This is a genomic window from Tomitella cavernea (assembly GCF_016599145.1).
Lineage (GTDB): Bacteria > Actinomycetota > Actinomycetes > Mycobacteriales > Mycobacteriaceae > Tomitella > Tomitella cavernae.
Genome location: NZ_JAENKO010000014.1, coordinates 25,428 through 37,004 on the forward strand (window position 1 = coordinate 25,428; position 11,577 = coordinate 37,004).

The window sequence follows — 11,577 nt, forward strand, 5'->3', positions numbered from 1 at the left end:
CACGCGACCGGGGGCCGAGAACAGCAGAAGGGTCGGATTCGGCAGGAAAGGCGCACCCGGTGCTCAGCGATCTATGGGACTTCGTCTCATCACGGCGCGAACAACTCCTCATCGACTCGTACCAGCACGTCAGCGCCGTCATCCAGTGCGTCGTGATCGCCACGGTCATCGCCGTCGTCGTGGGCATCCTCGTCTACCGCAGCCCGCTCGGATCGGCGGCCGCCACCGCCCTGTCGAGCGCGGTTCTCACCATCCCGTCCTTCGCGCTGCTGGGCATCCTCATCCCCGTGGTGGGGCTCGGCGTGCCGCCCACCGTCATCGCGCTGGTCCTCTACGCGCTACTTCCCATCATCCGCAACACCATCGTCGGGCTCGGCTCCATCGATCCGGGCACCACCGACGCCGCCCGCGGCATCGGCATGGGCCGCCTGCACGTGCTCGCGCGCATCGAACTGCCCCTCGCGTGGCCGTCCATCCTCACCGGAATGCGCGTGAGCACGCAGATGAGCATGGGCATCCTCGCCATCGCCGCCTACGCGAAGGGCCCGGGACTGGGCAACCTGATCTTCTCCGGGCTCTCCCGTGTCGGCAGCCCCACCGCCGTGCCGCAGGCGCTCACCGGCACGGTGCTGATCATCATCCTGGCGCTCATCCTGGACGGCGTCTACATCGTCATCGGCAAGCTCACGACCTCGAGGGGACTCCATGCCTGACCACGCTTCCGGCGCAGGCGCCGCGACGACCACCGACGCCAGGACGATCTCCGGGGTCGAGATCGTGCTCGACGAGGTCACCAAGCGCTACCCCGGCAGCAAGACCCCCGCCGTCGACCGGGTCTCGATGACCGTCCCCGCCGGCGAGATCGTCGTGTTCGTCGGCCCCTCCGGCTGCGGCAAGACCACCACGATGCGCATGATCAACCGGCTCATCGAGCCCACCTCCGGAAAGATCACGATCGCCGGCCGCGACGCGCTGTCGATCAAGCCGGACAGGCTCCGCCGCGGCATCGGCTACTCGATCCAGCAGTCGGGACTGTTCCCGCACATGACCATCGCACAGAACGTCGGCATGGTGCCGGGCCTGGTGGGGTGGAAGAAGAAGCGCATCGCCGAGCGCGTCGACGAGATGCTGGACCTGGTGGGGCTGGAGCCCGACACGTACCGTGGGCGCTACCCGCGGCAGCTCTCCGGCGGGCAGCAGCAGCGCGTGGGCGTGGCGCGCGCCCTGGCCGCGGACCCGCCGGTGCTGCTCATGGACGAGCCCTTCGGCGCCGTCGACCCCATCACCCGCGGGCTCCTGCAGGACGAGCTGCTGCGGCTGCAGTCCGAGTTGGGCAAGACCATCGTCTTCGTCACGCACGACTTCGCCGAGGCAGTCAAGCTGGGCGACCGCATCGCGGTGCTGGGCGGGCAGTCGAAGATCCTCCAGTACGATACGCCCGAGGCGATCCTCGCCAACCCGTCCGACGACACCGTCGCCGGCTTCATCGGGTCCGGCGCCTCACTGCAACAGCTCACCCTGCTGCGCGTTCGCGACGTTGAGTTGGAGCACTGCCCCACCGCCCACGAGTCCGACGCGCCCGACACGCTCCGTGCCGCCCTCGGCACACGGCGGCGTACCTGGGGCCTCGTGCTCGACGCACGCAACCGGCCGGTGGCCTGGGTCAACGCGCGCCACCTCGCCACCGCGCCGTCGCTGCGCGGCATCGGAGACCCGATCGGCGAGGTCGTCAGCACCCAATCGACGTTGCAGGACGCCCTCGAAGCGCTGCTGGCCGCATCCAGCGCGTCCACCGTCGTCACCGGCAGCCGCGGACAGTACGAGGGCCTGATCAACATCGACACACTGATCCAGACGGTACGCACACTGCGCGAGGAATACTCCGACGACGAAGACGGAGACGAACACGGCGGAGCCGGTGGGCCTGAAGGGGACCCCGCGCCGGCCGCCGGGAGCGGCGACACCCGCACTCCCCCGACGGTGATCGGAGGCGAGCCGGAATGACCATCACCCAGGACACGGTGACCGCCGGCGAGAAAATCGCCGACCCGGTGGACATCACCGACTCCGGGCGCCGCGGCGACAGCATCCGCATGTTGGCACAGCCGGTGGTGGCGGTGGGAGGGGCCGCGGCGATCCTCATCTGGGCGTTCGCGTTCAACGATCTCAACGCCACGCAGCGCGAGACCCTCAACGCGTCGTCACTCGGCACGCGGCTGGGCCAGCACATCGCCATCACCGCCGTCGTCACCGCGATCGTCGTCGCCATCGCCGTGCCACTGGGCATACTGCTCACCCGCCGGGGGTACAAGGCGCTCTCGCCGGTGTTCATCGGTATCGGCAACATCGGCCAGGCCTCCCCCGCCATCGGCCTGCTCGTGCTGCTGTTCCTATGGACCGGCAAGACCGGATTCTGGATCGGTGTCCTGCCCATCGCCTTCTATTCGCTGCTGCCGGTACTGCGCAACACCATGCTCGGCGTGCAATCCGTCGACCCGTCGCTGATCGACGCCGGCCTCGGCCAGGGCATGTCGCCGATGACGGTGCTGCGGCGCGTCGAGTTCCCGCTGGCGGTGCCGTTCATCCTCGCCGGACTGCGCACGTCGCTGGTCCTCGCCGTGGGCACCGCCACCCTGTGCTTCCTGGTGGGTGCCGGCGGCCTAGGCGTGCTCATAGACACCGGATACAAGCTCCGGGACAACCCCACGCTCTATGTCGGCGCGGTCCTGGCCGTCGCGCTGGCCCTGTTCATCGACTGGCTCGGGGCGCTCGCCGAGCGCTTCATCGGCCCCAAGGGACTGCGCTGATGGACACCGCACCCGAATCGCCCGCATCGGCATCATCCGGGCCGCCGGCAGCACGACGAACCCCGCACCGCAGGTCCGGCCAGAGCCCGCTCGCCCGCGCGTCCGCCCTCATCTCCGCGCTGCTCGCCACCGCGCTGCTGGCTTCGTGCGGGCTCCAGTCCGGCGGTGCACTGCCGCTGTCGGTGGGGCCCGGCAGCATCGAGACCGATCCCGGACTCGAGGGCGTCAAACTCACCGTGGGGTCGAAGGACTTCACGGAGAACATCATCCTCGGCTACATCGCCGAGTTCGCGCTGGCCGCAGCGGGCGCCGAGATCCGGGACCTGACGGACATCCAGGGTTCCAACAGCGCGCGCGCCGCCATGGAGGCCGGCCAGGTGGACCTCTACATCGAGTACACCGGCACCGGCTGGATCAACTATCTGCACAACGAACACCCCATCCCCGATGCCCAGGAACAGTTCGAGGCGGTGAAGAAGGAGGACCTGGAGCGCAACGGCATCGTGTGGGCCGCGCCCGCCCCCATGGACAACACCTACGCGCTCGCCGCAAGCCGGACGGTGGTCCAGGACACCGGCGTGCGCACGCTGTCCGACTACGCGAACCTCGTCAACGCGCACCCCGGGTCGATCAGCACTTGCATCGAGACCGAGTTCAACAGCCGCCAGGACGGATTCCCGGGCATGGCCGCGGTGTACGGCTTCAACCCGGACGATGCCGGCAAGAAGATCCTGCAGACGGGGATCATCTACCAGGCCACCGCCACCGGCGGCGAGTGCACCTTCGGCGAGGTGTTCACCACCGATGGCCGCATCAAGGGCCTGGATCTGTACGTGCTCGAAGACGACAAGCAGTTCTTCCCCCACTACAACGCGGCCGTGACCATGCGCGAACAGGTCTACAAGGACCATCCGCAGATCGTCGCGGTCCTCGCGCCGGTGATGAAGGAGATCACCAACGACGAGATCTCCACGCTCAACGCGAAGGTGGACGTCGACGGCGAGGAGCCGGCCGACGTCGCACGGAAGTGGCTGGTGGACAAGGGGTTCGTGACGGACGGCTGATCCGGCCGGGACCGCGCAGAATGTGATCTGCCCCGCGGAACCGGCGCCGGGGTTGCGCATCGGCGCCGCGCGCGGAAACCTACTCGGGATGTCCGACTTCGTCGCGAGCATCACGGACTCGCTGGCCGGCATCGGCCCCGCCGGATACATCACACTCATCGTCGCCGTGAGCGTCGTGTGCCAGTGGTTCGCATGGCGCATCCGCATGCCGTCGATCCTGCTCATGCTGCTCGTGGGCTTCGGACTCGGACAGATCGTCTCCGCCGAAGAGGTGCTGGGGCGCGATCTGCTCTTCGACGGCATCAGCCTCACCGTCGGCATCATCCTGTTCGAGGGCAGCATGTCGTTGCGCCTCAAACACGTTCAGGACCTCGGCCGCCCCGTGTGGCGTCTGTGTTCGGTGACGGTCCTCGTCGCCTGGGCGCTCATCACGCTCACCGCCTGGCTGATCGGATTCGACATCAAGGTGGCGCTGCTGGTGGGGGCGATCCTCGTGGTCACCGGCCCCACCGTGATCGCGCCGATCCTGCGGTCGCTGCGCCCCACCCGGCGCGTGTCGTCGCTACTTCGGTGGGAAGGCATCGTCGTCGACCCGATCGGCGCGGTCCTGGCGCTGCTGGTGTTCCAGGGGATCGTCAGCGGCGAGGGCGGGCAGGCCGCCTCCGCCGTGCTCATCGCGCTGGGAAAAACGCTGCTCATCGCGTTCGGCATCGCACTGCTCATGGGTGTGGCCATCGAGTTCGTCATGCGGCGCAGGGCGGTGCCCGACTTCCTGCACGGCGTGTTCTTCCTGGCCGCTGCGATCACGGCGCTCGTAGCGTCCAACGCGCTGCAACCGGAGTCGGGGCTGCTCACGGTGACGATACTCGGCATCTACCTGGGGAACCGGCCGGAGCTGCATCTCGAGCACGTGGCCGAGTTCAAAGAGCACCTGCAGATCCTGTTCGTCGGCGCGCTTTTCATCGTGCTCGCGGGGCGCATCAGCCCCCAGCAGATCATCGACGTCGCACCCAAGGCGCTGATCTTCATCGCCGCCCTGGTGCTCGTCGTGCGTCCGGTGAGCATCGCCCTCGGCCTGCTGCGCACCAAGGTCACGCGGAACGAGCGGATACTGCTGGCCTGCATGGCGCCGCGCGGCGTCGTCGCCGCCGCTGTGACCAGTATCTTCGCCCTCGGGCTCACGCAGTCGGCGGACGCGCTCTCGGCAAAGGCCGACGCCGCGAGCGGCGACGACAGGCAGGCCCTCGTGGCCCAGGCGGCCGACCTGCAGCGGATCGCGGGGCAGGCCGCGGAAATGGTGCCGCTGGTCTTCGTCCTCATCGTGTGCACCGTGGCCATCTACGGGCTGAGCGTCGGCAGGCTCGCCGAGCGCCTGGGGCTCGCCTCCGCGAACCCGCAGGGCGTGGTGTTCGTCGGCGTCAACCGCTGGGTGGTGGACGCCGCCAAGCTGCTGCAGGATTCGGGTATCCCCGTTCTGGTGGTGGCGCGCAACTATGTGACGCTCTCCGGGGCCCGCATGGCCGGGCTGCCCACGATCACCGCGAACATCCTGTCCGAGTACGCGGTGAAGGACATGGACCTGTCCGGGATCGGCTACTTCATCGCATGCACGCCCGAGGACGAGACCAACGCCACCGCCGCCCGCGAGTTCTCCCACATCTTCGGCCGCGCCAACACTTTCCAGCTGCACCGGGGGGCGAAGTCGACGGGCACCGGCAGCACCCGACGCGACACCGCCGGACACCTCAGCGCCCGCTACGCCTTCGTCCCGCCGCTGTCACGTGCCGAACTCGACCGCCGGATGATGGCGGGCATGACCGTCAAGAAGACCGCGCTGAGCAGCAAGTACACGCTGGCCGACTTCCGGCGGCAGTACGGCGACGACGCGGTGATCCTGTTCGTGCAGCGTGGCGGCGTCACCTCCGTCGCCCACGAGTCGACCAAACTCCCGTCGGCGGAGGGCACGTTGATCGCGATGGTGCCGGTGACCGAGGACGCCGGCGCCGCGCGGCAACCGACCGCCCAGGCGCCGGCCACCGACGCCTGACCCGGCGGGAGTTCCGGAGGCGAGCGCTCAGCCGAAGACCCGGTCCACCACCGCCCGGGCCCGGCGGGTCACCCTCAGGTAGTGGTCCAGGAACTCGCCCGCGTCGTCACCGCGCCAACCGGCCGCGTAGGCGACGGCGGCGAGCTGGTCGCCGGTGCCCGGGATCTGGTCGCCCGCCTTGCCACGGGCCAGCACGATGGCGTTGCGCGCCCGGGTGGCCAGCAGCCACGACTCGGTGAGCATGTGCACGTCTTCGGCCTCCAGCAGCCCGATCCGCTCGATAGCCTCAAGAGTCTCGAGCGTCGACGTGCCGCGCAGCTCCAGGTTCTCGTGCGCGTGCTTGAGCTGCAGCAGCTGGACGGTCCACTCGATGTCCGCCAGCCCCCCGCGCCCGAGCTTGGTGTGGGTGGCCGGGTCGGCACCGCGCGGCAGCCGCTCGGAATCCACCCGGGCCTTCATCCGCCGGATCTGCAGCACCGTGTCCGCATCGATGCCGCCCGGCGGATAGCGGAACTCGTCGATCATGTGCAGGAACCGCAACCCCAGGTCGGCGTCGCCTGCGACGGTGGTCGCGCGCAGCAGCGCCTGCACCTCCCACGACTCCGCCCACTTGCGGTAGTAGGCCTGATACGACGCGAGCGTCCGCACCAGCGGCCCGCTGCGCCCCTCCGGCCGCAAGTCCGCGTCCACCTCCAGCGGCGGGTCGACGCTGGCCCGGGTCAGCAGCGAGCGCACCCTGTCAGCGATTCCCGACGCCCACCGGACCGCCTCGGCGTCCGACGGCGAGGGCGTGCCTGGCTCGCCGCGCACCGGGTCGCAGACGAACAGCACGTCCGCATCGGAGCCGTAGCCGAGCTCCCCTCCGCCGAGCCGGCCCATGCCGATCACGGCGATCCGGGCCGGTGCGGGCAGTCCGGACTCGGCGGCATCCGCGCGGGTCACCGCATGCAGCGCGGCCTCGAGCACCGACACCCACACCGACGACAGCGCGCGGCACACCTGCCGCACCTCGAGCATGCCCAACACGTCGGCCGACGCCACGCGCGCCAGCTCGGCCCGCCGCAGCGACCGCGCCGCCGCGATGGCCCGCTCCGGGGACCGGTGACGCGCCGCCGACCGGGTGAGCCCCTGCGCCACGACGGTGTAGTCCACGGCGAGCAGCTTCGGCCCGGACGCCCCGTCGGCGTACATGTGCACCACGTCGGGCGCGCGCAACAGCAGGTCCGGGATGTACCGCGACGACCCGAGCACGAGCATGAGGCGCTTGGCCAGCGCGCCCTCGTCGCGCAGCGTCCGCAGGAACCACGGATGGTCGGTCATCGCTTCGGACAACGTGCGATAGGCCAGCAGGCCCGCGTCCGGATCGGGCGTCTCGCCCAGCCACTCGAGCAGGGTAGGCAGCATGAGCGACTGGATGCGACCCTTGCGTGTGGCGCCCTTGGTCAGGGCCGTCAGGTGCCCCAGGGCATTGCGCGGCGCCCGGTAGCCTAGAGCGGCCAGTTGACGTTCCGCCGCCTCCGGGCTGAGCCGCAACGCCTCCGAGTCGATCTGCGTGACGGACTCGAGCAACGGACGGTAGAAAAGCTTGGCGTGCAACCGGCGGATGTGCTGCGAGTGCCGCCGGATCTGGCGCTGCAGTTCGTCCACGATGCCGCGCCGGGTCTCCGATCGCACGTGCGCGGCGCGCGCCAGCCAACGCAGCGCCTCGGCGTCGCCGGGCGGGGGCAGCATGTGCGTGCGCTGGAGGCGCTGCAGCTGTAGACGATGCTCCAACAGGCGCAGGAACACGTACGATTCGATGAGCTGGGCGGCGTCGCCCCGGCCCACGTATCCGCCGGCCGACAGCTGCGCCAGCGCGTTCAGCGTGGACTTGGAGTGCAGCGTCTCGTCTGCGCGCCCGTGCACCATCTGCAGCAGCTGCACGGCGAACTCGACGTCGCGCAGGCTCCCAGTGCCCAGTTTGATCTCACGCTCGCGGACGTCCGCCGGCACCAGTTCCTCGACCCGGCGGCGCATCGCCCGCACCTCGGGTACGAAGTCTTCACGCTGCGACGCCGTCCACACCATCGGCCCCACGGCAGCGGCGTACTCACGTCCCAGCTCGACGTCTCCGGCCGCGGGCCGTGCCTTGAGCAGCGCCTGGAACTCCCAGGTTTTCGCCCAGCGGCGGTAGTAGGCCAGGTGCGAATCGAGGGTGCGGACCAGCGCGCCCTGCTTGCCCTCGGGCCGCAGCCCGGCGTCGACCTCGAAGAACGCGCTGGACCCGATGCGGATCATCTCACCGGCCAGGCGCGCCGTGAGCGCGTCGGCCGGCTCGGCGACGAAGACCACGTCCACGTCGCTCACGTAGTTGAGCTCGCGGGCGCCGCACTTGCCCAGCGCCACCACCGCCAGCCGCGCCTGCACCGTCTCCTCGTCGCACACCGTCGCCACCGCGACGGAGAGGGCGGCCGCGAGCGCGGCGTCCGCCAGGTCGGACAGGTGCCTGCCGACGGCCCGGAACTCCAGGCCCGGCTCGTTCTCGATCGTCGGGGCCAGGTCGACCGCAGCGAGCAGCAGCAGGTGGTCCCGGTAGCGGATGCGCAGCGCCAGCACGGCCTCCGGCCCGGTGACGGCAGCCCGATGCAGTCCGTGCCCGCCCTCCGGCACGGCATCGACCGCGGCAAGCAGGTCCGCCCGTATCTCGGCGCGCCCTGGCAGTTCCGGCGCCGCCGCCAGGCGCCTCCATGAGCCCGGAAAGTGTGCGAGGTGGTCCCCCAGCCCTGTGGACGAGCCGATCACCGACAGCAGCCTGGCCCGCAGGCGGCTGTCCGAGTGCAGTGCCTCGTCCAACGCGCCCCAGCCACCGGGACCGGACTCGGCGCCCCCGTCGCCGTCGCCCCGGGCCGGGCCGGACGCATCGAGGGCCTCCTTGATGCGCACGAGGGTGCGCAGCGCCAGGCCCGCGTCCGGAGCGCGCGAGAGCGCCCACAGCACCGCGACGTCGTCCGCACCCGTCCAGCCCAGCTCCGCGAGGTCCTCGGCCGCGTGCGCCTCGACCAGTCCCAGCCTGCCCGTCGAGGGGATCCGCCCCCTCGTGGTGCGTGCAGGCATCGTCACAACCCCAGGTAGTTGGCGATCTCGAACTGCGTGACCTGCCCGCGGTAGGCGGCCCACTCCTGCCGCTTGTTGCGCAGGAAGAAGTCGAAGACGTGCTCGCCCAGCGCCTCTGCCACCAGCTCGGAACCCTCCATCGCCTTCAGCGCGTCCCCCAGACTGGTCGGCAGCTCCCGGTACCCCATCGCGCGGCGTTCGCCCGGCGTCAGCGCCCACACGTCGTCCTCGGCTTCCGGAGGCAGCTCGTATCCGCCCTCGACGCCCTTGAGACCGGCGGCGATGAGCACCGCGAACGTGAGGTAGGGGTTGCAGGCCGAATCCGGGTTGCGCACCTCCACGCGCCGCGACGACGACTTATTCGGCGTGTACAGCGGCAAGCGCACGAGCGCCGAGCGGTTCGCCCGCCCCCACGACGCCGCGGTGGGGGCCTCGCCGCCGTGGATGAGCCGCTTGTAGGAGTTCACCCACTGGTTGGTGACCGCGCTGATCTCGTGCGCATGCTCGATGATCCCGGCGACGAACGAGCGCGCGGTGGCGGACAGCTGCAGCGGGTCGTCATCATCGTGGAACGCGTTGTTCTCGCCCTCGAACAGGCTCATATGCGTGTGCATAGCCGAGCCGGCGTACTCGCTGAACGGCTTGGGCATGAACGTGGCCCGCACGCCCTCCTGCAACGCCACCTGCTTGACCAGGTACCGGAACGTCATCACGTTGTCCGCCATGGACAGCGCGTCCGCGTAGCGCAGGTCGATCTCCTGTTGGCCCGGCGCCGCCTCGTGGTGGCTGAACTCGACGGAGATGCCCATCGACTCGAGCGCGTCGATGGTGTGCCGGCGGAAGTTGGGCGCCTGGTTGTGCACGGCCTGGTCGAAGTACCCGCCCCGATCCGCGGGTGTCGGGCGCCCGGAGGCGTCCAGCCCGGCCTCCAGCAGGAAGAACTCGATCTCCGGGTGCACATAGCAGGTGAAGCCCGCATCCCCCGCCTTGCCCAGCTGACGGCGCAGCACGTGCCGCGGGTCCGACCACGAGGGCGACCCGCCGGGCATGAGGATGTCGCAGAACATGCGCGCGGTCGGCTGGCGGCCGTCGTCGGACACCCACGGCAGCACCTGGAACGTCGACGGGTCCGGCATGGCGACCATGTCCGCCTCGGACACGCGGGAGAAACCCTCCACGGCGGAGCCGTCGAAGCCGATGCCCTCGGTGAACGCGCCTTCCAGCTCGGCCGGCGCGATGGCGACCGACTTGAGGTAGCCGAGGACGTCGGTGAACCACAGCCGGACGAACCGGATGTCCCGCTCCTCGAGCGTGCGCAGCACGAATTCCATCTGACGATCCATATGCACGACCCTATGCACTCGCCGCGGACGGTGCGCGCGAACGTCCCCGGGCCGCGCGGGCGCGCCACCGGTGAGATGGGTCACCGGCGCATGGATGCCGGGCGGCGTCGGTGGCAGACTCTCCTGCGTCACCACCTTAAGAACCCGGGGACCCTGCAGCAGGGCCTCGAGGCTGAGAAGAGGATCAACGATGACCGACACATCCCCGTACGGCTCCGCGCCTGCGGGCGGCCAGACCGCCCGCAGGCCCGTCATCCGCACCCACCACCTGCAGAAATGGAAGCAGGAAGGCAAGCGGTGGGGCATGCTCACCGCCTACGACTACTCCACCGCCCGCATCTTCGACGACGCCGGCATCCCGGTGCTGCTCGTCGGAGACTCGGCCGCCAACGTCGTCTACGGCTACGACACCACCTTGCCGATCGACTCCGACGAGTTGATCCCGCTGGTACGCGGCGTCGTGCGCGGCGCACCGCACGCGCTCGTCGTCGCCGACCTGCCCTTCGGCAGCTACGAGGCATCCGACGCGCAGGCGCTGGCCGCCGCGGCCCGCTTCTGCAAGGAGGGCCTGGCGCACGCGGTCAAGCTCGAAGGCGGCGTGCGCGTCGCCTCGCAGGTCACCGCCCTGTCGCAGGCCGGCATCCCCGTGATGGCGCACATCGGTTTCACCCCGCAGAGCGTCAACGGGCTCGGCGGTTTCCGCGTGCAGGGCCGCGGCGAGGCCGCGCGTCAGCTGCTCGACGATGCGGTGGCAGTCCAGGACGCCGGCGCATTCTCGGTGGTCATGGAGATGGTGCCCGCCGACGTCGCCGCCGAGGTCACCGCCAAGCTGTCCATCCCCACCGTGGGGATCGGCGCCGGCGCGCAGTGCGACGGGCAGGTGCTGGTGTGGCAGGACATGGCCGGCTACACCTCCGGGAAGACCGCCAAGTTCGTCCGCCGCTTCGGCGACGTCGGCGCGGCTTTGGGCGACGCCGCCCGCGCCTACGCGGCCGAAGTCGAGGACGGATCCTTCCCGGCGGCCGAGCACTCGTTCTGACCGGGACGACCGCCCCGGTGCCCGCGCCCCGTTCCGGGCGCGGGCACCGGGGTTTCCGTATCCTCGGCCTGGCGCCCGCCCGCGGCGCACGCCGCCAACCACGGAGGAACGTGAGCATGAGCTCGAACACCGCCCGCAGCACCGCGGCCCGGCCCCCGGCGCTGCGCCGGGCACTGCCCGCGGC

The 11,577-nt window shown here is 70.3% G+C and carries 8 protein-coding genes; 6 read left to right on the forward strand and 2 right to left on the reverse strand.

Annotation, left to right across the window (positions count from 1 at the left end):
• Positions 1 to 59 precede the first annotated feature (59 nt).
• The 5 genes from JJ683_RS07230 (at position 60) to JJ683_RS07250 (ending at position 5,918) form a co-directional block, all read left to right on the forward strand.
• Positions 60 to 713: an ABC transporter permease gene (locus JJ683_RS07230; protein WP_200172610.1), complete on the forward strand. Its 654-nt coding sequence runs from the start codon at positions 60 to 62 to the stop codon at positions 711 to 713.
• Complete coding sequence (locus JJ683_RS07235) at positions 706 to 2,004, forward strand: ABC transporter ATP-binding protein (protein ID WP_200172611.1); 1,299 nt, start codon at positions 706 to 708, stop codon at positions 2,002 to 2,004. Before JJ683_RS07230 ends, JJ683_RS07235 begins: the two co-directional genes overlap by 8 nt.
• Positions 2,001 to 2,807 (forward strand): ABC transporter permease, encoded by an 807-nt coding sequence (locus JJ683_RS07240; protein ID WP_200172613.1) that lies wholly within the window; start codon positions 2,001 to 2,003, stop codon positions 2,805 to 2,807. Before JJ683_RS07235 ends, JJ683_RS07240 begins: the two co-directional genes overlap by 4 nt.
• Positions 2,807 to 3,871: a glycine betaine ABC transporter substrate-binding protein gene (locus JJ683_RS07245; RefSeq protein WP_200172614.1), complete on the forward strand. Its 1,065-nt coding sequence runs from the start codon at positions 2,807 to 2,809 to the stop codon at positions 3,869 to 3,871. The genes JJ683_RS07240 and JJ683_RS07245 overlap by 1 nt, the downstream gene beginning before the upstream one ends.
• A gap of 88 nt (positions 3,872 to 3,959) precedes the next feature.
• Positions 3,960 to 5,918, forward strand: a complete 1,959-nt coding sequence (locus JJ683_RS07250; protein ID WP_200172616.1) for a cation:proton antiporter — start codon at positions 3,960 to 3,962, stop codon at positions 5,916 to 5,918.
• A 27-nt stretch (positions 5,919 to 5,945) separates the two neighbouring features.
• Here JJ683_RS07250 and JJ683_RS07255 read toward each other — a convergent pair whose 3' ends face one another.
• Together JJ683_RS07255 and glnA are read right to left on the reverse strand one after the other, a co-directional pair.
• Positions 5,946 to 9,011: a bifunctional [glutamine synthetase] adenylyltransferase/[glutamine synthetase]-adenylyl-L-tyrosine phosphorylase gene (locus JJ683_RS07255; protein ID WP_200172618.1), complete on the reverse strand. Its 3,066-nt coding sequence runs from the start codon at positions 9,009 to 9,011 to the stop codon at positions 5,946 to 5,948.
• 2 nt (positions 9,012 to 9,013) lie between these two features.
• On the reverse strand, positions 9,014 to 10,354 hold the full coding sequence (gene glnA / locus JJ683_RS07260; RefSeq protein WP_200172619.1) for a type I glutamate--ammonia ligase: 1,341 nt from the start codon (positions 10,352 to 10,354) through the stop codon (positions 9,014 to 9,016).
• Positions 10,355 to 10,544: 190 nt separating this feature from the next.
• On the opposite strand from glnA, the gene panB reads away from it, so the two are divergent.
• A complete protein-coding gene (panB, locus tag JJ683_RS07265) occupies positions 10,545 to 11,393 on the forward strand; it encodes a 3-methyl-2-oxobutanoate hydroxymethyltransferase (protein ID WP_200172620.1) in 849 nt (282 codons plus the stop codon).
• Positions 11,394 to 11,577: the final 184 nt, after the last annotated feature.